This is a genomic window from Paucibacter sp. KCTC 42545, from assembly GCF_001477625.1.
Lineage (GTDB): Bacteria > Pseudomonadota > Gammaproteobacteria > Burkholderiales > Burkholderiaceae_C > Paucibacter_A.
In genome coordinates this window covers 267,953-291,289 of the sequence record NZ_CP013692.1, presented here as the reverse complement: position 1 = coordinate 291,289, position 23,337 = coordinate 267,953, and the positions used below count along the sequence as shown (strand labels likewise).

Annotated in this window: 17 protein-coding genes; 9 read left to right on the top strand and 8 right to left on the bottom strand. The window is 64.8% G+C overall.

What is annotated here, in order from left to right; translation table 11 throughout:
- Positions 1-85: 85 nt before the first annotated feature.
- Complete coding sequence (locus AT984_RS01260; RefSeq protein WP_156421848.1) at positions 86-550, top strand: hypothetical protein; 465 nt, start codon at positions 86-88, stop codon at positions 548-550.
- Positions 551-1,309: 759 nt separating this feature from the next.
- Here the strand turns inward: AT984_RS01260 and AT984_RS01250 are convergent.
- Together AT984_RS01250 and AT984_RS01245 are read right to left on the bottom strand one after the other, a co-directional pair.
- Positions 1,310-2,164 carry a transposase gene (locus AT984_RS01250; protein ID WP_058718557.1) on the bottom strand — a complete coding sequence of 285 codons (855 nt, stop codon included), beginning with the start codon at positions 2,162-2,164 and terminating at the stop codon, positions 1,310-1,312.
- Positions 2,165-2,240: 76 nt separating this feature from the next.
- Positions 2,241-2,750, bottom strand: coding sequence for a thioredoxin family protein (locus AT984_RS01245; RefSeq protein ID WP_231741495.1), 510 nt, complete (start codon positions 2,748-2,750; stop codon positions 2,241-2,243).
- Positions 2,751-2,845: 95 nt separating this feature from the next.
- Between AT984_RS01245 and AT984_RS01240 the strand changes: the two genes are divergently transcribed.
- From AT984_RS01240 to AT984_RS01220, 5 genes are all read left to right on the top strand, one after another.
- Complete coding sequence (locus tag AT984_RS01240; RefSeq protein WP_058718556.1) at positions 2,846-3,763, top strand: DUF808 domain-containing protein; 918 nt, start codon at positions 2,846-2,848, stop codon at positions 3,761-3,763.
- A 9-nt stretch (positions 3,764-3,772) separates the two neighbouring features.
- The gene (locus AT984_RS01235; RefSeq protein WP_058718555.1) at positions 3,773-4,000 is read left to right on the top strand and encodes a hypothetical protein; all 228 of its coding nucleotides are present in this window, start codon (positions 3,773-3,775) and stop codon (positions 3,998-4,000) included.
- A 110-nt stretch (positions 4,001-4,110) separates the two neighbouring features.
- A complete protein-coding gene (locus AT984_RS01230; RefSeq protein WP_058718554.1) occupies positions 4,111-4,764 on the top strand; it encodes a UPF0149 family protein in 654 nt (217 codons plus the stop codon).
- Between the two features lie 2 nt (positions 4,765-4,766).
- The gene (locus tag AT984_RS01225) at positions 4,767-6,290 is read left to right on the top strand and encodes a M48 family metalloprotease (protein WP_058718553.1); all 1,524 of its coding nucleotides are present in this window, start codon (positions 4,767-4,769) and stop codon (positions 6,288-6,290) included.
- A gap of 62 nt (positions 6,291-6,352) precedes the next feature.
- Positions 6,353-6,763, top strand: coding sequence for a GFA family protein (locus AT984_RS01220; protein ID WP_082679692.1), 411 nt, complete (start codon positions 6,353-6,355; stop codon positions 6,761-6,763).
- 112 nt (positions 6,764-6,875) lie between these two features.
- Here the strand turns inward: AT984_RS01220 and AT984_RS01215 are convergent, their stop codons facing one another.
- A complete protein-coding gene (locus AT984_RS01215; RefSeq protein ID WP_156421847.1) occupies positions 6,876-9,647 on the bottom strand; it encodes a S9 family peptidase in 2,772 nt (923 codons plus the stop codon).
- 134 nt (positions 9,648-9,781) lie between these two features.
- Between AT984_RS01215 and AT984_RS01210 the strand changes: the two genes are divergently transcribed.
- Positions 9,782-10,093, top strand: coding sequence for a hypothetical protein (locus AT984_RS01210; protein WP_058718550.1), 312 nt, complete (start codon positions 9,782-9,784; stop codon positions 10,091-10,093).
- Positions 10,094-10,153: 60 nt separating this feature from the next.
- Here the strand turns inward: AT984_RS01210 and AT984_RS01205 are convergent, their stop codons facing one another.
- The 3 genes from AT984_RS01205 to AT984_RS01195 are packed head-to-tail and all read right to left on the bottom strand — an operon-like array spanning position 10,154 to position 14,894.
- Positions 10,154-11,359, bottom strand: coding sequence for an acetate/propionate family kinase (locus AT984_RS01205; protein ID WP_058718549.1), 1,206 nt, complete (start codon positions 11,357-11,359; stop codon positions 10,154-10,156).
- Positions 11,360-11,418: 59 nt separating this feature from the next.
- Positions 11,419-12,378 carry a phosphate acetyltransferase gene (locus tag AT984_RS01200; RefSeq protein ID WP_257721179.1) on the bottom strand — a complete coding sequence of 320 codons (960 nt, stop codon included), beginning with the start codon at positions 12,376-12,378 and terminating at the stop codon, positions 11,419-11,421.
- Positions 12,378-14,894: a DUF3141 domain-containing protein gene (locus tag AT984_RS01195; RefSeq protein WP_082679691.1), complete on the bottom strand. Its 2,517-nt coding sequence runs from the start codon at positions 14,892-14,894 to the stop codon at positions 12,378-12,380. The genes AT984_RS01200 and AT984_RS01195 overlap by 1 nt, the downstream gene beginning before the upstream one ends.
- Before the next feature lie 335 nt (positions 14,895-15,229).
- Here AT984_RS01195 and AT984_RS01190 point away from each other — a divergent pair, with 335 nt between their 5' ends.
- Entirely contained in the window at positions 15,230-15,697 is a 468-nt protein-coding gene (locus AT984_RS01190) for a hypothetical protein (protein WP_058718547.1), read from the top strand.
- Positions 15,698-15,762: 65 nt separating this feature from the next.
- Here the strand turns inward: AT984_RS01190 and uvrA are convergent, their stop codons facing one another.
- Entirely contained in the window at positions 15,763-21,423 is a 5,661-nt protein-coding gene (gene uvrA, locus AT984_RS01185; RefSeq protein WP_058718546.1) for an excinuclease ABC subunit UvrA, read from the bottom strand.
- 356 nt (positions 21,424-21,779) lie between these two features.
- Here uvrA and AT984_RS01180 point away from each other — a divergent pair, with 356 nt between their 5' ends.
- Positions 21,780-22,334, top strand: coding sequence for a response regulator (locus tag AT984_RS01180; protein WP_058718545.1), 555 nt, complete (start codon positions 21,780-21,782; stop codon positions 22,332-22,334).
- Between the two features lie 94 nt (positions 22,335-22,428).
- On the opposite strand, the gene AT984_RS01175 is transcribed toward AT984_RS01180, so the two are convergent.
- A complete protein-coding gene (locus AT984_RS01175) occupies positions 22,429-23,271 on the bottom strand; it encodes an alpha/beta fold hydrolase (protein ID WP_058721994.1) in 843 nt (280 codons plus the stop codon).
- Positions 23,272-23,337: the final 66 nt, after the last annotated feature.

Sequence of the window (23,337 nt, the reverse complement as noted above, 5' to 3'; positions counted from 1 at the left end):
GCGCCCCTCATCTGCGGGGCGCTTGCCGTCAGGCCCGGGGACTACGATCAGGACTCCAGCAAGGTTCCGGCAGTAAAGGCGAATCATGGCAAGCAAATCAACATCACGGGCGAGCGGCAAGCATGTCTTGGACATTGCCAGCCCGCTGGCCGACGCCAGCCGAGGCCTGCATCCCGCCGTGAGCATTGACGAACAAGCCCGCGAGCGGCAAGAGCAAAACGCCCGCAGCGCCGCGCTGGAAACCGAGGCGCTGTACCAAGCGCATTGCGATAACGCCGCCCAAGCCTGCTGGTATCTCTGCCGCAGCTTAGGACTGGCGCGCCAGATGGAAGCCGACGGCGAACCCACGCTGGAATTGCTTTTCCAACTGCTGGGCGCCTTGGCCGACCTGCCCGCCGACATCGCCAGCCAGCCCATGCCCGAACAGCAGGGCGGCGACAACCTGGGCGTGTTCGAGTTGTGCCAGCAACTGGCCAGCGCCCGCGAACAAAGCCAGGATGCCTGGGTGGAAGCCGAACTGGCCGCCCCGACTCACGCGCTGACGCACTGACGTCCAGCCGCACTGCGATCAGGGGCACCAGCATGCCCCGCGGGCAACTTGCCCACCCTGCTCAAATTTGCAGCAGCGTATTGAAACCCTGTTCAGATCAAAGGCTTACGACCACTGTGGGCAGCTTACCCACGCGCTTATCCACAGCAGGCGGGGACAGATCGTGAAGTGCAAAGGAAGCCAGATGGAAGCCGTCGGCGAAGCACTGCTGGCATTGCGCTTCCAACTGCTGGGCACCTTGGCCACCCCGACTCAGGCCTTGACACACTGACTCAGGGATGCGCTTCCCTCTGCGCCACTTCAAGCCCAGCGGGCAATCTACCCAACGTGCTCAAATTTGCAGCAGCGCGTTGAAATCCCCGTCAGATCAATGACTTACGACCGCTGTGGGCAGCTTACCCACGCGCTTATCCACAGCAGGCGGGGACAGATCGTGAAGCGGATGGGGAACCAACGCTGAAATAGCGCCTTTGACTGTGCGGCGTCTTGGCGCACTGACGCGCAGACGTACTTCCATAGGGGCCAACCCAAGCCCATCAGGCAATCTACCCACCGTGCTCAAATTTGCAGCAGCGTGTTGAAAGCCTTGTCATATCAATGACTTGCGGCCGCTGTGGGCAGCTTACCCACGCGCTTATCCACAGCGGGCGGGGACAGATCGTGAGCTTGGCGCAACTTCAGGCGGCGCAGCTTGAACTGGCCCACTGAGCAAGGCGCCGAGAAGGCCAACAAGCCCAAAGGCCCGCAAGCACTCAGCCCTTAGCCCAGTCCACGCTCGTAGGCAGCCACCAAGCGGCTGACCCGCGAGACCGACAGACCCAGCGTCTGCGCAAGCACGCTCATGCTCATGCCACCCTCGGTGTGAGCTTGGTAAAGCGCCTGCTCGCGCGAGTCGCTGCGCGCCAGCCAATCGGCCCACTGCCCAGGCGCTGCCTTGGCGCTGGCTGCTGGGCGGCTGCGGCGGCCCTGCGCCAACATGCGGCGCGCAAAGGCTTCGTCGCCCAGAAAGATCTGTTGGCGCAAACGCCCAGGCCACAAGCGCAGCTGGGCATCGCTGGCCTGCAATTTGGCATAACGCTCTGCCGCACGGCGCCGATCGGCGGCGCCGCTCAAGGCGCGGCCCAGCACAAAAGCCCACAGACCATCGGCCTCCAGCCATTCCGGCAGGGCAACCAAGCCGGCATGCGCCGGATAGCTGGACCAAGGCCAACGGGCCAGGTCCTTCACCAGCCCCATTCGAAGCGGGTTCAATTCGATATAGCGGCAGGTATCCAGCAGATGCACTTCCCGGTCGACCAGCACCGCCTTGAAGCGGCCGTGGAACAGCGTGCCGCTGCCACCATGGCGCAGGTGATGCTGCTGGGTGTAGACGCCCAAGAGATGCCGCATCAGCTGCGACAGATTGCCGCGCCGGGTGAACAGCAGCAAATGAAAGTGGTCGGGCAGCAGGCAGTAGGACAAGAGCTGCGCATCGAAGCGATGCAGGGTCTGCGCCAGCAAGGCGAGAAAGGCCGCTCGGTCCTCATCATCGGCAAACGCCGGGACGCCAGGTTCACACCAGGAACTGAGGTGGTAAACCGCCCCAGGGAACTCAATGCGTGGAGGACGTGCCATGAGGCGAAAGGTAGTCCACCCCGCGCCAAAAGGCAACACTTGACCCCAAGAATTCACATGCCGCTTAAACCCTCAGTCAGGGGTTGGCGTGCAGACCCTGCAAGACGCGCAGCACCGCTTCATCACCCATATTGCGGGCATCGGCCAACTCACCACCGCCGGTGGCCTTGATGACCTCACCGTCGCGGCCCAACACGGCGGCGGCCGGAATGCCCTTCTTCAGCGGCACGCCCATTTGCTGGGCCAGATCGGTATTGCGATTGAAGCGGCCCACATCCACCTTCAGCACCACCAGGCGCTTAGACACGTGCGCGGCCAAGCTGCCCTCGCTCATCTTCTTGTCCAAGGCGCGGCAATCACCGCACCAGTTGGCGCCGAAGACCACCAGCACATTCTTCTTCTGCGCATTGGCCGTGGCCAGGGCTTGGTTGAGCTCGGCGCGCGCATCGGCTTGCTCGTTGTAGACCGGCTTGAGCGCAGCAGAAGCAGCAGCGCTGGCCGGGACTGCTGCAGCGGTGGCCACCTGGGCCTGCGCAGTGATGGACGAGAGGGACAGCAGGGCCAAGGCCAAAGAGATCAGTTTCACGAGTCAATTCCTCAGGGGAGAATGGGCGCCAGTTTGCCACGCCAGCACTGGCCCAGTGGCGCTCCAATTCATCCAAGCTTTGTTGAAAGAATTCCATGGCGGCCTCCAGCCTCTTGCTCCTGATCGATGACATCGCCGCCGTGCTTGACGATGTGGCCCTGCTCTCCAAAGCCGCCGCCAAACAAACCACCGGCGTGCTGGGTGATGACCTGGCCCTGAACGCCCAGCAAGTCAGCGGCGTGGCGGCGGATCGCGAGCTGCCGGTGGTTTGGGCCGTGGCCAAAGGCTCGTTCAAGAACAAGGCGATTCTGGTGCCCGCAGCCCTGGCCATCAGCGCCTGGGCACCCTGGGCCGTGACACCGCTGCTGATGGTGGGCGGCGCCTATCTGTGCTTCGAGGGCTTTGAAAAGCTGGCGCACAAATACCTGCACAGCGCCGAGGACTTGGCCGCCGACCAAGCCGCACTCAGCCAAGCCGCACTGGACGCCCAACAAGACCTGCTGGCCTTCGAGGCCGACAAGGTGCGCGGCGCCATCCGTACCGATTTCATCCTCTCCGCCGAGATCATTGCCATCACCCTGGGCACCGTCAGCGCCGCCGCCTTCAGCACCCAGGTGCTGGTGCTCAGCGGCATTGCCGTGTTGATGACGGTGGGCGTCTACGGCCTGGTGGCGGGCATCGTCAAGCTGGACGATGCCGGGCTCTACCTGAGCCGCCATGAGGGCAGTTTCAACCAGAAGATTGGCCGGCTCTTGCTGGTGGCCGCGCCCTGGCTGATGAAGGCGCTGGCGGTGGCTGGCACAGCCGCGATGTTCTTGGTTGGCGGCGGCATCCTTGCCCATGGGCTGCCGTTCTTGCATGAGCTGCCGGCGCAGCTGGCCCAGGTCCTCGGGCCATTGGGTGGCTTGGCCAGTCTGCTCAGCAGCGGCCTGGTGGGCGTGGTGGCCGGCGCCCTGGTGCTGGCCGGGGTCACGCTGGCACAGCGCCTGCGCGGCGCATTTGCAAAAGGTTAGGATATTGCTATGAAGACGTACACGATTGAAGTTCAAAAGTTCAAGGCCGCCAGCAACAACATCCATGGTCAGATGTTGTTCAAGATTGACGCCTTGATCACCCCCAAAACCCCGGTCGAAGGCATCGAGCCCAGCACCGTGTTGGCCCTCACCGAGGCCAATGCCCGCGTGCTGATGGCCTTGCTGAAAACCCAGCTGGCCGAGTTCGACGGCAAGAAGGCGCGCAGCCGTTTTTAAAGCCCGCCAGCCCCTCCCCGGCGCCAGGTGGAGGGCGGCTCGACAAGCGGGCCGGGCCTGCGCTGAATCAGCGCAGCGCCTGACCGCGGTGAAGCAGCGACAATCCCCCCATGGAATATCCTCAGTACGACCCTAACTCCGACCATCAACCCCTCTCCGACGAGGAGTTGTCCACCCTGGATGACATGCTGACCAAGCTGCCCAATGTGGACGCCATGAATATCGAGGCGCTGGATGGCTACCTGGCCGGCCTGCTGCTGAGCCCGCAAGCGCTGCCCACCCTGCCCGGCGCCGCCTGGCTGCCCGAGGTCTGGGGCGGTGACGGCGAGGACCTGGCCGCCGACACCAAACCCGAGAACTACCCCTTCGTCAGCGGCAAGCAGCGCAAACGCGTGCAGCTGCTGGTGCTGCGCCATCTGCGCTCCATCGCCTGGCAATGGACGGCCAAGCCCGAGCTGTGGGAACCCATCTTCAGCGTGGCCGAGCAAGACGAAGGCGAAGACCTGATCGACGCCGAAGTCTGGGCCCTGGGCTTTCTGACTGCGGTGGATCTGGCACCCGACGCCTGGGAGCCAATGTTCAAGGACGCCGTCACCGGTCCCTTGCTGGCCCCCATCGCCCTGCTGGGCGGTGACGAGAACCTGCAGAGCGAGGCCGAGCAAGCCCGCTTGAACGACCCGCTGGAACGCGACGCCCTGAGCCGCTCGGTGCTGGACAACGTCTTGCAACTCTGGGCCCTGCGCAACCCACAGCAGCCGGCTTGAGCATGCGCAGCCGGGTAAAAAGTAGCCTGGCTGCCGCAGCCGCAGCAGCCTTGTTTTTGAGCGGCTGCGGCAGCGTGGTGGTCAACCCGGTGACGGGCCAGGCCGAACGCTCGGTGATGGACGAAGCCAGCGAGATTGCCGAGGGCAAAAAAGCTCACGCCCAGGTCTTGCAGGAATACCAGGCTCTGGCCGACCCCAAGCTGCAAGCCTATGTGAATGAGCTGGGCCAGCGCCTGGCCAAACAGTCCCACCGCGCCCATCTGGAATGGCATTTCACCGTGTTGGACAGCCCGGAGGTGAATGCCTTCGCCCTGCCCGGCGGTTATGTCTACGTGACGCGCGGCATCATGGCCTATCTGGACAGCGAGGCCGATCTGGCCGGCGTCATTGGCCATGAGATCGGCCACGTCACCGCCCGCCACGGCGCGCAGCGCGCCACCCGCCAGCAGACGGCCGGCTTTGGCGTGCTGGCCGCCAGCGTGCTGGGCGTAGTGCTGGAGTCGCAAGGCCTGGGCGGCGCCGGGCAGATGTTGGGCCAGGCCTCGCAAACGGCGGCCGCCGGCTATATCGCGTCCTATGGCCGCGAGCAGGAATTGCAGGCCGACGGCCTTGGCGCCGAATACCTGGCGCGCAGCCATTACCGGCCGCAGAACATGGTGGACGTGATCGGCGTGCTCAAGCAGCAAGAGCGCTTTGCCGCCGAGCAAGCCAAGACCGAAGGCCGCGCCGCCCCCACGCAAGCCAGTTGGCTGGCCTCCCACCCCAGCAATGATCAGCGCCTGGCGCAGATCCGCGACATCGCCAGCCAGTACAAAGCGGACGACGGCAACTACCAGGACGACGGTACCGAGCCCTACCTCAAAGCCATCGAAGGCATGGCTTACGGCGAAAGCGCCGAGCAAGGCCTGAGCCGCGGCAGCAACTTCTATCACACCGGCCTGGGCCTGGCCATCAGCGCCCCCATGGGCTGGAAGATCAATAACGGCGCCGGGGGCATGAGCCTGATCAACGCCGCCGGTGACGCGGCCCTGGTGCTGAAACCCATCCCCGCCAAGTCCGGCGGCGCGCATGAAGACATCTTGCGCCGCCTGCTCCAGCCCGAGCAGGGGCAGCTGGACAAGCTCAGCCTCAACGGCCTGCCCGCCAGCCACTTCAGCGGCGTGGTGCGTAACGCCCAAGGTCAGCGGCAAGCGGTAGAGCTGACCCTGGTGGACGGCCCCAAGCAACAGCAATACGTTTTGCAATACCTGGGCCGCGACGCCGGCGCGATCTACCGCGCCCGGCCACAGATGCGCGAAGCGGAAGCCAGCTTCCGCGCCCTCACCGCCGCCGACCGCAAAGCCGCCCAGCCCTGGGTGCTGCGCCTGCAAGCTTTTCCCGCCGGCGGTTTTGCCCAACTGGCCAAGAACTCACCCCTGGGCGCGCGAGCCGAGGCTCAGCTGCGTTTGCTGAATGGGGCACTGGATAACGATCCCAAGCCCGGACAGAAGGTGAAAGTGGTGGCAGTGGCCGCTGCGCGGCCGTGATGAAGATCGGGGGCGCCAGCTGGCGCCACGAAGCAACTTAAGTCGTCAACAGGCGCCCACAGATGCTCAGCGGGAGTTGTCTCTGCCAATCGGTGCGCTACACCGTGGCCTCAGCAATTGAGCATGCAGAGAACTGCCACTGCTCAATGTGCCGAAAGGCTCACGGCGCGGCCTTCTCAAGCAACGCGCTGGTGCCCACCGGAGCGCTGACGATTGCCGGTTCAGCGCATCTCACCGCCTATCGGTCTTCTCAAAATCGAGAGAAGCTTTTCTGTTCAAAGTGCGGCTCCCAACTCTTCATCAGGCGGCTAAACGCACCTGAGGGCACGGTCATCACACTCGGAACGCTGGACTCCGATCCAAAGATTTCCCCAAGCCGCAACGTCTTTGTTGGCAGCAAGGCGCCCTGGTACGAGCTAGACGCGGACCTGCCCTCGTACAAGGTCTATCCCGGCTTCGAGCCCGATGAATAGCCGCCGAGGAAGATCCAGTACCCCGCAATGAAAAAGGCGAGTCGCTTGACTCGCCTTTTCTGCACTTGCGTCGTCTGCGCCTCAACCTAGACGCAGATCACCTCAGTCCTGCTTACTTCGCAACTGGGCCCTGCACCGTGCCCAGCTTCTGCAGCCAGAAAGCTTCGTACTTGCGGTGCCAGCCGACGGCCTTGACCGCGCCGCCCATGCCGTGCTCGCCGTCCGGGTCCAGGAACAGATCAACCAAACCTTCCTTGCCGGATTCCAGCAAAGCGCGGTAGACATTGACCGTGTCTTGGTACAAGACGTTCGGGTCCATCATGCCGTGCACCAGCAGCAGGGGCTTGCGCAGGCCCTTGGCCATGGGCAGCAGGGAGTATTTGCGCAGATTGGGCTTGCTGCGATCCACCTTGCCAATGGTGCGGCCGCTGTACCAGCTGTTGTAGTTCTCCCATTCGGTCGGGCCGGCACCGGCGATGCCGGCGGCGAACAGATCGGGCTTGCTGAACATGGTGTACTGGGTTTGGAAGCCACCGAAGCTCCAGCCGTTCAAGCCCACCCGCGCAGGGTCAACGCCGAAATTGGCGGTGACGTATTTGTAGGCGTCTTCCAGGTCCTCGGTCTGTGGCAGGCCGGCTTGCTCCCAGTTGGCGTCGGAGAAGCGGCGGCCGTAGTTGGAGTGTCCTCGCGTGTCCACCGCCACCGTCACATAGCCATGCTTGGCAGCCATATACATGCCGAACACATAGGCCGTGGGCTGGAAGCTGTCGCTTTCCACCGTGTGGCGGTCGTTCAGCGGGCCGCCGTAGACGTACATCACGGCCGGGCGACGATCGCTGGCTTGCCAGCCCTTGGGCTTGAAGACAAAGGCCGAGATATTGTCGCCATGGCGGTTCTTGAACGTGAAGCGCTCGGGGCGCAGGGCGTCGACTTGCGCCCAGGCCTTGTCGTGGCTGTCGGTCAAGACCTTGGCGGCCTCAGGTGCCGGCTTGTCGGCCTTCAGCAGCTTCAGCTCGGGGCGCGCTGTCCACTGGCCGGCATTGGCGGCTGCCCATTGGCCGTCATGCGAGACCACGGCGCCACGGTGATAGTCACCGGCCTGGCCCAAGGCCTGCATGCTGCCGTCCGCGAGGTTGACGCGGTAGACGTTCATGGCGGCGAAGTCGTCCTTGTTAGCGGTGACGAACATGCTCTTGCTGTCGGGCGTGAAGCCGATGACGTTGTGCGCCTCGAAGTCACCCTTGAGCAGCGGCCGCAGGGAGCGCGCCGCGATGTCCCAGGCATAGGGCTGGCGGTAGCCGGCGTCGTCCAGGCTCATCACGATTTGCTTGCCATCGGGGGTGAACTCGGGGTCGACCACATTGACGACCTCGTGGCCCAGATCGCCACGGCGCTCCAGCACCATCTCAGGCTTGGCGCTCTCATCGGCGCGGCCGACGTAGAGGCGGAACAGCTCCTTCTCGCGCTCCCAGGTGGTGAAGGCATAGCGGCTGCCGTCACGCGCCCAGGCGATGGGGCTGATCTCGAACCAACCGTCGCCACCGGCTTGGGTGAACACCGCCTCGGCCTGCTTGCGCGGGGCTTCGCCAGCGGCGGGCACTTGGCGGATGTAGATGGCCAGGGGCTTTTGCTTGCGCTTGTCGTCGGAGACTTCGCGGTCCACCTTCTTGGCTTTGGCGAAGCGCTCGGCGTAGTCCATGATTTCGACCTTGCGGCCTTCGGCATCGGCGGGCAAGGCCTTGCCGTCGGGGCCAGTCAGCGGGGCGCGGGCCAGCAGGGCCATCCAGCGGCCGTTCTCGCTGATGGTGGTGGCGTCGATGCTGTACTTCTTGTCGGCATCATCGGGGTGGATCAACTCGCGGTTGAGCACCTGCACGCCGGCCTCGGCGAAGCGGCTGCGCAGCACCCGCTTGTCGTCCATATAGACAAAGCCTTGGTCATCGGGCGAGAAGGCGACGATGCGCAAGTCACGCTGCGTGGCCACCAGGGGCTGCAGCTTGCCGTCGGCGGCGCTCCAGCGAAACAGGCTGCCGCGGTATTGGAAGATCAGCTCATCCTTCTGATTGGCCCACACCACTTGCGTCACGCCGGGGTAGAGGTCGGTGGGCTTGAGCTTGTTCTTGGCCAGGCTCTTCTTCAGCTCGTCACGCAGCTCCCAGAGTTCTTTCTCTTTCTCGGGCTTGTCGGCTTTTTCAGCGGCGGAGGCCGCTGAAGCGGGGGCGGCTGCAGCTGCAGGCACAGGCTTGCCGGCGCGCTTGGCTTCCAGCGCGGCCATCGCCGCCTTTTCGCGCTCGGCCTCGGCCTTGTCGGCCGCCTTTTGCGCATCGTCCTTGGCCTTCTTCTCGGCCAGTTCCTTCTTTACCCGCTCCAGGGCGGCGGCTTCCCACTGGCCCAGATCCACATCCTTGCCTTGCAGATAAGCGGCCTGCGCTTCTTCCTTGGCTTGGCGCTCGGCCAGTTCGCTGCGCTTTTGCGCCAGCTTTTTGTCGAAGCGGGCCAGGTCTTCCGGCGCGTCGAAGGCAGCCATCACGGCGCGTGAGCTCAGGCGCTGCGTCTTGCCGGTCTTGGTGTCGTGAACATACAAGTCGGTGCCGGGCTCGCCGAAGGGGTTCCACAGATAGGCCAGATAGCGGCCGCTGCGGCTGAACTTGGCGTCCTTGGCGTTTTCACCGCGGTAGGACTCGGCGCGGAACAGCTGCTCCAGGCTCAGGCTGCTGGCGGATTGAGCCGACGCCGTCTGCGACGCCGCTGCCGGCTGTGCGCTCTGCGCCATGCTGCTCATCACGAAAGCGCCCATCAGCGCCGCGACCAGGCAGCTGATCGCCACCTTGCTTGTCGGCCGAGCCTGTGCGCTCACGCCGTCTTTCTGTGCTTTGTTAGCCAAACCGCTCACTCCTGCGAATTCATCGATGTCCCCGATCAGGGAGCCAGCATTCTAGAAAGGGTTTGCTCAATCGCCAGAGGTCATGCAGACATAAGCCGCCAAGCAAGCCAAGGAATGACTAAACTGAGGCCGCCATGAGTAGTTATCTCACCTTCAACAACATCCTCGCCGGCCTCGTCCTGCTGGTCTGCTTGGCCTTGGGCCTGCACATGATGCTGAGCCACCAGCGCCAGCAGCGCGTCAACCAGGGCCTGCGCCGCCTGGCTTGGCGCAGCCAGGATCTGGTCCAGCGCCTGCGCCAATGGCGGCGCAGCAAGGCGGTGGAAAAGTCAGCCGCCGCGCAGGCCGCGCAAGCCATTGCCCGCGCCAAAAGCAAGAAGCTGGACGGCACTTGGGACGGCAATGTCTACCGCCCCAAGGAATTCGACCGCAAAAAGCGCGACTGAGGCCGCGCGGGCGCAGCCCTGCGGCTGGTGCTGCTAATGAGGCTCTTGCGGCTCGTGCGGCTACGGCGTCATCAACACGCGCTGGGTATGGCGCGCAATCATCAGCTCTTCGTCGGTAGGCAAAGTCCAGGCTTCCACCACGCTACCGGCCTGGCTGATGCAAGGCCCACCGGCCGCGTTGGTGGCCTCGTCCAGTTGCAGGCCCAACCAAGCCGCCTGGCGGCAGATGCGGGCGCGGATCTCGGCCGAGTTCTCGCCCACGCCGGCGGTGAATACGACGGCGTCCAAGCCGCCCAGGGCCGCCGCCAAGGAACCCAGCTCACGCCCACAGCGGTATACAAAATGGTCCACCGCCCGACACGCCGCCGGTGAGTCACTGGCCAAGAGCGTGCGCATATCGCTGGACAGGCCGGACATGCCCAGCAAGCCTGACTGCTGATACAGCAGGCGCTCCACCTCGGCCGCCGACATGCCCCGCTCCTGCTGCAGATACAGCACCACGCCGGGGTCCAGATTGCCGCTGCGCGTGCCCATGGGCAGGCCGTCGATGGCGGTGAAGCCCATGGTGGAGGCGACGCTGCGGCCACCACTCAGCGCGCACATGCTGGCGCCATTGCCCAGATGCATCACCACCGTGCGGCCGCTGGCAGCGCGCGGCGCCAGGGCAGGCAGCACCGAGGCGATGTACTCGTAACTCAGGCCGTGAAAGCCGTAGCGCCGCACGCCCTCCTCGAAAAAGCGCTGCGGCAGGGCGAACATCTGCGCCATGTCTGGGTCGCTGCGGTGGAAGGCGGTGTCGAAGCAGGCCACCTGAGGCACCTCGGGCAAAAGCTCGGCCACGGCGCGGATCGCATCCAGGTTGTGCGGCTGATGCAGCGGCGCCAAGGGCACGAATTGCGCCAGGGCGACCAAGGTGGCTGCGTCTACCCTGACCGGGTCGGCATAGGACATGCCGCCGTGCACCACGCGGTGGCCCACGCCCAGCAGCACGATGCCCTCGGAGTGCTGGCGCAAGAACTCGATCAAATACTCCAGCGCGCCGTGGTGTCCCAGTTGCGTGCCGGCCGACCAATGGCGCTGATCAATCAGCGCACCGTCGGCACCCCGCACCAAAAAGTGCGGCTGGTTGAACAAGGCTTCCACCTGGCCGTGCAGGCGCAGGCTCAGGGCGCCAGATGCCTGCGCGATGAAGACCGAAAACTTGACGCTGGAAGAGCCCGCGTTGAGAACCACAATCGCTTGCTCGGGCAGATTTGGCGCTGACATGCGCACTCCTTCATGTGGAAAGGTTCCAAGATTCGGGGCTATGCCCCCCGTCATGAAATTCAGGTGAGTGCTTTATTCAAAGTCTCACGCCGGGCACGGGCCACCAGCACGGCCACCGCGCAAGAGGCCATGCGGCATAACTCAGAATCCGCGCGGCTCGTGAGGATGATGGGAACACGGGCGCCCAGCACAATGCCGGCGGCGTCGGCCCCGGCCATGAAGCTCAGGCTTTTGGCCAGCATATTGCCGGCCTCCAGGTCGGGCACGATGAGAACATTGGCTTGGCCGGCCACCGGTGAGTCGATCTTCTTGATCGCGGCGGCATCGAGGCTGATGGCGTTGTCCAGCGCCAGCGGGCCGTCAAGCACGGCGCCGGTGATCTGCTTGCGATCGGCCATCTTGCACAGGGCCGCCGCCTCGATGGTGGACTGCACCTTGGGGTTGACCGTCTCCATCGCCGACAGAATCGCCACCCGCACCTCCGGGAAGGCCAGGGCGTGGGCCAGATCAATCGCGTTCTGCACGATGTGCATCTTGTCTTCCAGCGTGGGCTGGATGTTGATGGCGGCGTCCGAGATGATCAGCGCCTGCTCATAGCCCGGCACATCCATCACAAAGCAATGGCTGATGCGCCGCGCCGTGCGCAGGCCGCCTTCACGCTGCACCACCGCACCCATCAGCTCATCGGTGTGCAAGCTGCCCTTCATCAAGGCCTCGGCCTCGCCCAGCAGCACCAGCTCTACCGCCTTCTCGGCTGCGGCATGGCTGTGCGGCACGTCAACGATGCGGTAGGGGGTCAGGTCGATGCCGGCCTTGGCGGCGACTTCGCGGATGCGCGCCTCTGGCCCGACCAGAATCGGCTCGATCAAGCCGAGCTTGGCGGCACCGATGGCGCCTTCCAGCGCCGCGCTGTCGCAGGGGTGAACCACGGCCGTGGGCATGGCCGGAAAGCCCTTGCAGACTTCGATCAGGCGCAGGTATTTGGAGTGAGGCATGGTCATCTGGCGGGGGCTCCGAATCAGGTGCTGGCTTTGCGGCGCTTGCCGGCTTGGCTTGTCATACTGCTATTGCTGCGGCTTGTACTTGGCGCGCTGTGCACGCCGCTGCGTGCTGCGGACTGTCGCACGGGGCGCGCTGCGGCGGCTACGGGGCTTTCGATAGCGTCGCTGATGTCGATCATGTCGCTTACATCGGACACGGCGCTGGCGGGTTCAGGCAATAGCGCGCAAATCCGGTCGACCATCTCGCGCTGCGCATCACTGGCCAGGCCATCGCCGATGCGCGGGTCGGCCAGCAAGCGCCGCAACACGGCCAAGAAGCGGGCGCAGTCCGCCTCGGCACGCAGCAGCTGGGGCAGCGTGGCCAAGGCAAGCGCCGGCTCGTAGCGGCAGATCAATTCCTGCCGACCACGGATCTTGTGCCACTCGTCAGCGGACAGGGCCGGCAGCAGATCGCGGTAGTCATTGACCAGCTGCGCTTTTAGCTCCACCAGGGCCAGCGGCAGCGGCTCGCCCTTGCTGGACAGCAAGCAGGCGGCGCGCGCCAGGGCTTGCGGGTAGCCGCCCTCGGCGATGGCGGCCAGCGCCTCGCGCACCACCGGCAAATCGCGGGGTTGTTTGGGCAGTTGCGGCAAGGTTGCCGGCGCGGCTTTTGAGCCTTCAGCACGCAGAGCTGGCAGGGCCACGCCGTAGAGCTGGAAGAACATGGCCTCGCTGCTGGCATCGCGCAGGTCGCGGGCATAGTCCAGCGCGGCGCTGATCAGGGTGGACGCCGCTTGCTCGGCCTGCTTGAAGGGCGAATCGGGCGCCACCGCTTGGCGGGCATGCCTGACGGCCGCAGCCACCGGCGCCAACCAGGCGAAAAGAGGGTTGCGGTCTGAGGCCACGCCCTGCTCCAGGCGCATAGGGTGAATGCGGCGCAAGGCTTCGGCCGAGGTCTCGGTGGCCAGAGCTTGCACCAGTGGCTGGGCAAACTTCTCATAGGCCAGCTGGTTCAGCTGTGAGACTTCGGCCACGGCTTCAAACGGCTTTTCGTCCCGGCGCTCAAAGCGATTGAGCTGGGCCTTGAGGTCCTCCAGCTCGCGCTCTTGAAAGCTGACCTCGTAGACGGGCTGCCCCTCGCTGCCACGCGACTCGTCGATGCGCATGGCGTACAAGCCCGGCGGCAGGGACTCGATCGACTCCATGACCGAGACGATTTGCGCATGCTCTTTTTTCGCCACCTTGCCTGAAACAAAGATGCCCAAATGGCCGATGTCCTCGTGCAGCAAGCCGACGATGACCTGACCCGCAGCCTTGATCTCATCGGTGGAGTCATACACATCGGCCACCCAGTTGAAGGCCTGCTGCGGTGGCGTGACGTTATCGCCCATCGACGCGAACAAGATGATGGGCGAGCGGATGTCCCGCAGGTCAAAAGCCTGGCTGCCTTCGCCGGCGGGCGCGGTCCAGAGCCGGTTGCCGACGAAGAGGTTCTGCACGATCCACTCGATCTCGGCCTTGTTCATCAGGAAGAAGCCGCCCCACCAGCGCTCAAACTCCAAAAAGCGCCCTGCCTCGGTGTCGACCTTGGCATACAGGTTGTAGTACTTGTCCCAGAGCGCGTTGGCGGGGTTGAGGGTGGCGAAATTGGCCACCAAATGGGCACCGTCGAAGATGCCATTGCCCAGGTCTGCCGTCAGCGAGGACAGCCAGCTGCCGCCCAGCAGGCCGCCTGAATATCGCATCGGGTTATCGCCCTCGCCCTCACTCCAGGCGCCGCCCCAGTAGGACATGGGCGCACCGTTGATGACGATGGGACCGGCCGTTTCCGGATCGGCCGCCGCCATCATCATGGCGGCCCAGCCGCCCTGGCAGTTGCCGAGGATGGCGGGCTTGGGCGAGTCGGGATGCAACTCACGCACCTTGCGCACAAAAGCCTGCTCGGCGGCACAGACATCGGGCAGGGTCTGACCAGGCTGTGGATCGAGAAAGAAGATCACGAAATAGACCGGATGGCCGGCGCGCAAGGCCATGCCCACTTGCGAGTCGTCCTTGAAGCCGCCGATGCCTGGGCCATGGCCGGCACGCGGGTCGATGATCACATAGGGCCGGCGCGCGTCGTCCACATACACACCGGTGGGCGGCACGATGCGCACCAGCGCATAGTTGACCGGCTGCAGCGGCGGCGCGAACTCGCGCGCGTCCATCACCATCTCGTAGTCGAAATGCAAAAGCGGCGGCCGCCCGGCGGCCTCATGCGCATGGTAGTTATTGCCGCGCTGGCGCAGGGTGTCGAGGAATAGCAGTGAGCGCTGTGCGCTGTCGACCGCGTAGCGGCCCCATTCCTGCCACAGCCCCCAGGGCGTGGCGCCTTGCCAAGGCCCGCCTGCGGCCGCAGTCGCTGAAGCCAGCTGAAGCACCGGCAATTGGCGCTGGGCCTTGGCCACTTGGGCCAGCAGCTTGGCATCCGCAATCTGCTTGCGGCGCTGCAGCACCTGGCCCACCTTGCCGGTTTGCTCAATAGCGGCTCGAAAACGTTCAGCATTCACGCGCATTCGTCTCTCCCAGGCCTTGGTGAAATGATTCTGCTGCAGGCATTGTTGCGGCGCAACATTTCACCAAGAAGGCAGCCCTGCCAAGGGCACGCTTCTTGACTCATATCAAGCATCAGCTGGAGTCCGGGCGCAGACTTGGCCTGGTTCACACGGCTGACATGCTCAACAGCCCTGGCAGGCAAAGCTTCAAGCCAGGGTGGTCAGCGCCAAGGCCTGCGCCGAAAGAAGAATGTGAGCATTGGTAAAGCCCGTCATCGTGCGCGATGGCTGGCGCGTTAGCTGAATAGACAAACCTCAGCCATCCAAACCCTTTCTACCCGCCTGGAGCCCACACCATGAGTACAAGAACAAGACAAATCCTGGCCGGACTCGGCCTGGCCCTGCTGGCCAGCTCGGCGGCTCAGGCTGCCGATGTGGGCGTCTCGGTCACCGTCGGGCAACCCGGCTTTTACGGCCGCATTGACATTGGCAATGGCGGGCCCAACGGTGCCGTGATCTACCCGCGCCCGGTCATCATTCGGGAAGTGCGTGGTGTCGTTTATGAGCCGCTCTATCTGCGCGTGCCGCCCGGCCATGAAAAGCACTGGCACAAGCATTGCGCGCGCTACGACGCCTGTGGCCGCCCGGTCTACTTTGTGCGCGAGGACTGGTACCAGCGCCACTATTCCGAACGGCGCGAAGAACGCCGTGAAGATCGTCGGGATGATCGCCGCGAAGACCGCTGGGAAGAACGCCGCGACGAACGCCGTGGCGATGATCACGGCCGAGGTCACGGTCACGGCCGAGGCCATGACCGCGATTAAGCGGCGCAGCGTTTAAGCCCTACCAAACGCGGCCTTGATCGCCGCGTTTTTCAAGCGCCGTGTTTTCAGCCGCCCCGCTGCAAGACCGGCAGCAAGGCCATGCCGGTATGCGTGCCGGCAGCCACCACATACTCCGGCGTGCCCTGCACCACGACGGCGCCACCGGCGGTGCCACCGTCAGGCCCCAGGTCAATGACCCAATCGGCCTCGGCAACCACGTCAAGGTCGTGCTCGATCACCACCACCGAATGCCCGCCCGCCACCAGGCGATGCAGCACGCGAATCAAGCGCTCCACATCGGCCATGTGCAAGCCCACCGTGGGTTCGTCCAGCACATAGAGGGTGTGCGGCGCCTTCTGGCCGCGCCGACCCACCTCGTCGCGCACCTTGACCAACTCGGACACCAGCTTGATGCGCTGCGCCTCGCCACCCGACAAAGTGGGTGAAGGCTGGCCCAGGGTCAAATAGCCCAGGCCCACATCCTGCAGCAGCTTGAGCGGGTGGCCGATGGCCGGCATGGCGGCAAAGAACTCCACCGCCTCGTCCACTTCCATCGCCAAGACATCGCCGATGCTCTTGCCCCGCCAGGTCACGCCCAGGGTTTCCGGATTGAAACGCTGGCCATGGCATTGGTCACACAGCACCTTCACATCGGGCAAGAAGCTCATCTCGATGGTGCGCATGCCCTGCCCCTCGCAGCCCGGGCAGCGGCCCGCGCCGGTGTTGAAGCTGAAGCGATTCGGCGCATAGCCACGCGCCTTGCTCTCCAAGGTCTCGGCGAAGAGTTTGCGGATGGCATCCCAGAAGCCGATGTAGGTGGCTGGGCAGGAGCGCGGCGTTTTGCCGATAGGGGTCTGATCCACCTCCAGCACGCGGTCCACTTTCTCGTGGCCCTCAATGCCGGCGCAGCCGATCCAGTGGGCCGGCGCTTTGCGCAGCGGCACGGCCACCGCCATATTGGCCAGCAGCACATCACGCGCCAAAGTGGACTTGCCCGAACCGGACACCCCCGTCACCGCCACCAGGCGATGCAGCGGCACATCCACCGTGACATGGCGTAGATTGTGCAGAGTGGCGTCCAGAATACGCAGCGCCGGCGCCTCGCCCAGCATCTCGCGGCGCTCTTGCAGCGGGTGGATCAGCGGATGAGCCAGGAAGCGGCCGGTGACCGAATCAGCCACCAAGGCCAGATCGGCCGCCGTGCCCTGGGCCACCACATGGCCACCGCGCTTGCCGGCTCCGGGGCCGATGTCGATGATGTGATCGGCGCGGCGGATGGTGTCTTCGTCATGTTCCACCACCACCAGGGTGTTGCCCTTGTCGCTCAGCGTGGCCAGGGCCTTGAGCAGGATCTGGTTGTCACGCGGATGCAGACCGATGGTGGGCTCGTCAAGGATGTAGCAAACCCCTTGCAAATTGCTGCCTAACTGCGCCGCCAGGCGGATGCGCTGGGCCTCGCCGCCGGACAAGGTGGGCGCCGCCCGGTCCAGGGTCAAATAGCCCAGGCCGACTTCTTCCAGAAACTCCAAGCGGCCCTTGATCTCACTCAGCACATCGCGGGCAATATCGGCATCGCGCCCCAGCAGCTCCAGGCTCTGCACCCAGGCGCGGGCCGCACCCACGCTCCAGGCCGCCACATCGCTGATGGCCTGGCCTTCAAAGGTAACGGCGCGGGCGCTGGGGTTGAGGCGGGCACCGCAGCAGTCCGGGCAGGCCTGATCCACCAAGCCTTCCAGCTCGACCTCTTCGCCGGCAAAGCTCTGCTCCCGGCCCTTGTTGTCCTTGTCGGGCTGAGAGTCATCCAGCGCCTTGCGCTGCTCGCGCGTCAGCGCCAGGCCGGTGCCTACACAGCTATTGCACCAGCCATGCTTGGAGTTGTAGCTGAACATGCGCGGGTCCAGCTCGCCGTAACTGGTGCCGCAAGTCGGGCAGGCCCGCTTGGTGGAGAAGACCTTGACGGCGCCCAGGCCGGCCGTGCTTTGCCCGGCGGCTTGCGCGGCCTTGAGGCCGTCCAGCGGGCTCAGCAAATGCAACACGCCCTTGCCCAGGTCCAGGGCCTTGGCCAGCAGCTCGCGCAGCTCGGCTTCCTTGTCCAGCGCAATCACCAGGTCGCCAACCGGCAACTCCACCGTGTGTTCTTTGAAGCGGTCCAGGCGCGGCCAGGGGGCGGTGGGCAGGAATTCACCGTCGACCCGCAGATGGGTGTAGCCGCGCGTCTTGGCCCATTTGGCCAGATCGGTGTAGAGGCCCTTGCGGTTCACCACCAGGGGCGCCAGCAAGCCCACATGCTGGCCGCGGTGATCACGCAGCAGCTGCGCGGCAATCGATTCCACGCTTTGCGGCCGCACCGGCGTGCCGTCGTGCATGCAGTGCTGCACGCCCAGCTTCACATACAGCAGGCGCAGGAAATGCCAGACCTCGGTGGTGGTGGCCACCGTGCTCTTGCGGCCGCCGCGCGACAGGCGCTGCTCAATCGCCACCGTGGGCGGTATGCCCCAGACCGCATCCACCTCAGGCCGCCCGGCCGGCTGCACGATGGAGCGCGCATAGGCGTTGAGCGACTCCAGATAACGGCGCTGGCCCTCGTTGAACAAGATGTCAAACGCCAAGGTGGATTTGCCCGAGCCCGAGACGCCAGTGATCACATTGAACTTGCCACGCGGGATGCTCACATCCACCGACTTCAAATTGTGCTCACGCGCATTGACGATGCGGATATTCGGGTCGATCTGCCGGCGTGCGCGCAGGATGGCTTGCAGGGGCCGGCCCTCCGCCACTTGCAAGGCGGGCCGGTCCATATGCGCCGAATACTCACGCAAGGCCTGGGCCGTGTGCGAGCTGGGGTGATCCTTCACATGCTCGGGCGTGCCGACGCAGACGATCTCACCGCCCTGCTCGCCGCCTTCGGGGCCGAGGTCGATCAGCCAATCCGCCGCCCGTATCACGTCGAGGTTATGTTCGATCACGATCAGCGAATGCCCGGCACCCAGCAGCTTGCGCAGGGCGCGCATCAGCTTGGCGATGTCATCGAAGTGCAGGCCGGTGGTGGGCTCGTCGAACAGGAAGAGCGTGCCCTTCTTGGCCAGGGCCTGGCGCGGCTTGGCGGCCGCCTCGGCCAGGAAGCCGGCCAGCTTGAGGCGCTGCGCCTCACCGCCCGACAGCGTTGGCACCGGCTGGCCCAGCTTCACATATTCCAGGCCCACATCGATGATGGGTTGCAGCTTGGTCAGCACCTCGCGATGGTCTTTGAACAAGGCCACGGCTTCGCTGACAGTCAGCTCCAGCACATCGGCCACGCTCAGTTCGCGGCCATGCAAGGCCAGCTTCACATCCAGCATCTCGGCGCGGAAACGGCGGCCGTCGCAGTCCGGGCAGCGCAGATACACATCCGACAGGAATTGCATCTCCACATGCTCGAAGCCCGAGCCGCCGCAGGTGGGGCAGCGGCCATCACCGGCGTTGAAGCTGAACATGCCGGCGGTGTAGCTGCGCTCGGCCGACATCGGCGCATTGGCGAACAGCTTGCGGATCTCGTCAAACGCGCCCACATAGCTGGCCGGGTTGGAGCGTGCCGTCTTGCCAATGGGCGACTGGTCCACAAACACCGCGTCCGACAGCCAGTCCGCACCGAGCAGGCGGTCGTGCTGGCCCGGCGTCTCGGTTTGCTGGCCGAAGTGGCGCGCCAGGGCCGGGTACAAGACGTCTTGCATCAAGGTGCTCTTGCCCGAGCCCGACACTCCCGTCACCACCACCATGCGCTGCAGCGGGAACTCCACCGTGACGTTGCGCAGATTGTGTTCGCGCACGCCTTCGATGATGAGCTTGGGCGTGCTGGCGTCCACCGGCCGCTTCAGGCCCATGCCCACATGCTTGCGCGCGCCGAGGTAGGCGCCGGTCAGCGTGTCGGCCGAGCGGATCGACTCGGGCGTGCCGTCAAACACAATCTGGCCGCCGCGCTCGCCGGGGCCGGGGCCCATATCGATTAGCCGGTCGGCCGCCAGCATCACGGCCGGGTCGTGTTCCACCACCACCAAGGTGTTGCCGGCATCGCGCAGGCGGTGCATGGCTTGCACGATGCGATTCATATCGCGCGGGTGCAGGCCGATGCTGGGCTCGTCCAGCACGAACAAGGTGTTGACCAGCGAGGTGCCCAGGGCGGTGGTCAGGTTGATGCGCTGCACCTCGCCGCCGCTGAGCGTGCGGCTTTGGCGGTCCAGCGTCAGGTAGCCGATGCCAACATCGCAGAGGTATTTGAGCCGGTTGCGGATCTCGTCCAGCAAGAGTTTGAGGGCATCGTCCAACAAGCCGCTGGGCAGTTGCAACTCATCAACGAAGCGGCGCAGGCGATGCAGGGGCAGCTGCATCAAATCATGCAGGGCCAGGCCGGGCAAGGCCTCCAGCTGCGCACGAGTCCAGTCCACGCCCACCGGCATGAAACGCTGCTCGGCCGGCAGATTGGCATCGGCCAGCGCCTTGCTCCCCAGGCGCCACAGCAGGGCCTCGGTCTTGAGGCGCGCACCGCCGCAGTCGCCGCAAGGCGTGTAGCTGCGGTATTTGGACAAGAGCACGCGGATGTGCATCTTGTAGGCCTTGCTCTCCAGATACTCAAAAAAGCGCTTGATGCCGTACCACTGCTTGTTCCAGTTGCCGGTCCAGTTGGGTGAGCCGTTGATGACCCAATCGTGCTGGGCCGGCGAGAGCTGGTTCCAAGCCGTGTCGCGCGGGATGCCGGCATCGCCGGCGTAGCGCAGCAGGTCGTCAAAGCTGTCTTTCCAGGCAGGCGTACTGAGGGTCTTGATGGCACCGTTGCGCAAGGTCTTGCGCTCGTCCGGAATCACCAGGCCCAGGTCCACGCCAATGACGCGGCCAAAGCCACGGCAGGCCTCGCAAGCCCCCATCGCCGAATTGAAGGAGAACAACGGCGGCTGCGGGTCTTGGTAGCGCAGATCGCTTTCCGGGCAATGCAGGCCGGTGGAGTAGCGCCAGAGCTCCGGCTCCGGCCCTTCCTCGGCCGGCAGCACATAGACATTGAAGCGGCCGCTGCCGCGCTTCAAGCACAGCTCGATGGCTTCCATCGCGCGTTGCTTGTCGGTGCCTTGAATGCGGAAGCGGTCGGCCACCACATCCAGTAGCTTGTGCGGCCCGGTGGGTGTGGCCACTTCACGCTCGGCCTGCACGCGGGTGAAACCGCTGGCCGAAAGCCATTGCGTGACCTGCTCGCTGGAGGTGTTGCCGGGCAGCTCGACCGGGAAGGTCAGCACCAGGCGCGGGTCGCTGGCGGCCAGGCTGCGCGCCATCAGCTCGGTGTAGATGCTTTGCGCCGTGTCGTGGCGCACCGGCTGGGCAGTTTTTTTGTCAAACAGCTGGGCCGCGCGGGCGTAGAGCAGCTTGAGGTGATCGTTCAGCTCGGTCATGGTGCCAACCGTGGAGCGCGAGGTGCGCACCGGATTGGTCTGATCGATGGCGATGGCGGGCGGCACGCCGTCCACCTTGTCGACAGCAGGGCGGTCCATGCGATCCAGGAACTGGCGCGCATAGGCCGAGAAGGTCTCGACGTAGCGGCGCTGACCCTCGGCGTACAAGGTATCGAACACCAGGCTGGATTTGCCCGAGCCGCTCGGGCCGGTCACGACGGTCATCTCCCCCGTGCGCAAATCCAGGTCGATGTTCTTCAGATTGTGCTGGCGGGCGCCGCGGATGCGGATGAGACCTTCTTCGTCTGACATGTGTGGGTGATGCCTGTGCGCTGGGAGCCAGCATTCTAGGAGTGCCCCAGACTTTGGCGCGGCCCCGGCCAAATTGCCCCGGCAAGCCGGAAGCGCTTTGTTACTACTATGACTCGATGCCTCATTGCATGGCCCCGGCGCAGCGAACAGAATGCCCACCATGCGCTGCCATTTGCGCTGGTGTCGACCCCCTGAACAAGGGTAATTTTCGCCAAGAGGCTGCGGGTGTTTAGCGGATAGACTCGCGCCGTCACGATGGGCAGCGAGAGTGAAGCCAAGAGCCCAATGCACATTGCTTTGGCAATGACTGTGCAAATGGCCGTGTAAAAAAATGGGCTGGAACCTGCGCCATGACGATGTCTTTTTTCAGTAGCGACACCACCGCGCCAGCGGTCAATTTGAACAGCGGCAGTCGTGCGCTGAGCGAGATCCCAGCTGTCGGCCTGCGACCGCATACGGTTAGCCGCTTCAGCCGCGCGGCAGCCGGATCCATGCAAGACTTAGCCAGCGACATGAGCACCGACAGCGCCATCCCGACAATCCTTTTGGTGGAAGACAACGCCGTCAATCAGGTTGTGGCACTGGAGTTTCTGGCCTTGATGGGTGTGCACACGCGCCTGGCCAAAACCGGCGCCGAGGCCCTGGCTGCCTGCACCGCGGACGCCCCCGATTTGGTCTTGATGGACATTCAAATGCCCGGCATGGACGGGCTGGAATGCACCCGCCGCCTGCGCAACCTGCAAGCTGCGGGCCAACTGGCGCCCTTCCCCATCCTGGCCCTGACCGCCCATGCGCTGGACAGCGACATCAAGGCCAGCCTGGAAGCCGGCATGGACGAGCACCTGACCAAGCCGCTGGACTTCAAGTCCCTGCGCCATCACTTGGGCCGCTGGGTCAAGCTGCCGGACTGATGGACTCGGCTGACGCGTCGCCGTCAGTCGCCAAGCGCCGCAGCAAAGCTGGCGCCGAAAAACCCGAGCATGAACTCCGCGCATTGACCTTCAGTCACGCCCCGTTCAGGAAACGCTCCACCATCCCCAATTGTTCCGGCACATTGAGCGCAGGAGCATGGCCGCAGCCGGCGATCTCCACCACCGCCGCTTGAGGGCCGCGTTGGCGCATCGCCTCGGCGGTGTCGGCCAGCAGCAAGTCAGACTCGGCCCCGCGCAGGCACAGCACCGGCAGCGTCAGGCTGTCCCAGGCAGCCCACAAGTCGTAGTCCTGCGGGTAGTTGATGAACTGCCGCACCATGGCCGGGTCGTAGTGCGGGGTGACGCGGCCATCGGGCAGGCGCCGCACCGAGCTTTCGGTCAGGCGACGCCATTGCGCGTCCGACAGCCAGCCATAGGGTTTGTAGACAGTGCGAAAGTACTGCTCCAACTCGCTGACGGTCGCGAACGCGGCCGGGCTGCCGGCATAGCTGCGGATGCGCTCAATCGCAGTCGCCGCCAGCTGCGGCCCGTTGTCATTCAGCACCAGGCGACGGATGCGCCCACGCAAGCTGCCGGCCGCCGCCAGAGTGCCGATGGCGCCGCCCATGGAGGTGCCGACCCAGTGGAACTCACTCAAGCCGAGTTGATCCACCAGCGCGGTGGCCTGGCGGGTGTAGAAGTCCAGGCAGTACTCGGCGTCAGGTTCGGGGCTCCATTGCGACAAGCCGCGGCCCAGCGTATCCGGGCAAATCACCCGGTAGCGGGCCGACAGATGCTGGGCCAGCTCATCCATATCCCGGCAGGTGCGGGCCAGGCCATGCCAGGCAATCATCACCTCGGGGTTGGCGCGGTCACCCCAATCGGTGTAATGCAGCTCACGGCCCAGGCAGTTCAGGTAGTGGGAGCTGTAACTCATGGCGAAGGCCTCCAATCGGGCGGGAAAGCAAAGCAAACAAAAGGGTTCAAAAGCGGGGCCAGGCAA

Excerpts from the sequence above, each read along its gene's own strand:
- AT984_RS01250 (WP_058718557.1), bottom strand. The coding sequence starts at position 2,164 with ATGGCACGTCCTCCACGCATTGAGTTCCCTGGGGCGGTTTACCACCTC.
- AT984_RS01190 (WP_058718547.1), top strand. The coding sequence starts at position 15,230 with ATGAGTACAAGAACAAGACAAATCCTGGCCGGACTCGGCCTGGCCCTG.
- AT984_RS01175 (WP_058721994.1), bottom strand. The coding sequence starts at position 23,271 with ATGAGTTACAGCTCCCACTACCTGAACTGCCTGGGCCGTGAGCTGCAT.
- AT984_RS01205 (WP_058718549.1), bottom strand. The coding sequence starts at position 11,359 with ATGTCAGCGCCAAATCTGCCCGAGCAAGCGATTGTGGTTCTCAACGCG.
- AT984_RS01220 (WP_082679692.1), top strand. The coding sequence starts at position 6,353 with ATGCTCAGCGGGAGTTGTCTCTGCCAATCGGTGCGCTACACCGTGGCC.
- AT984_RS01225 (WP_058718553.1), top strand. The coding sequence starts at position 4,767 with ATGCGCAGCCGGGTAAAAAGTAGCCTGGCTGCCGCAGCCGCAGCAGCC.
- AT984_RS01210 (WP_058718550.1), top strand. The coding sequence starts at position 9,782 with ATGAGTAGTTATCTCACCTTCAACAACATCCTCGCCGGCCTCGTCCTG.
- AT984_RS01230 (WP_058718554.1), top strand. The coding sequence starts at position 4,111 with ATGGAATATCCTCAGTACGACCCTAACTCCGACCATCAACCCCTCTCC.
- AT984_RS01180 (WP_058718545.1), top strand. The coding sequence starts at position 21,780 with ATGTCTTTTTTCAGTAGCGACACCACCGCGCCAGCGGTCAATTTGAAC.
- uvrA (WP_058718546.1), bottom strand. The coding sequence starts at position 21,423 with ATGTCAGACGAAGAAGGTCTCATCCGCATCCGCGGCGCCCGCCAGCAC.
- AT984_RS01235 (WP_058718555.1), top strand. The coding sequence starts at position 3,773 with ATGAAGACGTACACGATTGAAGTTCAAAAGTTCAAGGCCGCCAGCAAC.
- AT984_RS01260 (WP_156421848.1), top strand. The coding sequence starts at position 86 with ATGGCAAGCAAATCAACATCACGGGCGAGCGGCAAGCATGTCTTGGAC.
- AT984_RS01240 (WP_058718556.1), top strand. The coding sequence starts at position 2,846 with ATGGCGGCCTCCAGCCTCTTGCTCCTGATCGATGACATCGCCGCCGTG.
- AT984_RS01195 (WP_082679691.1), bottom strand. The coding sequence starts at position 14,894 with ATGCGCGTGAATGCTGAACGTTTTCGAGCCGCTATTGAGCAAACCGGC.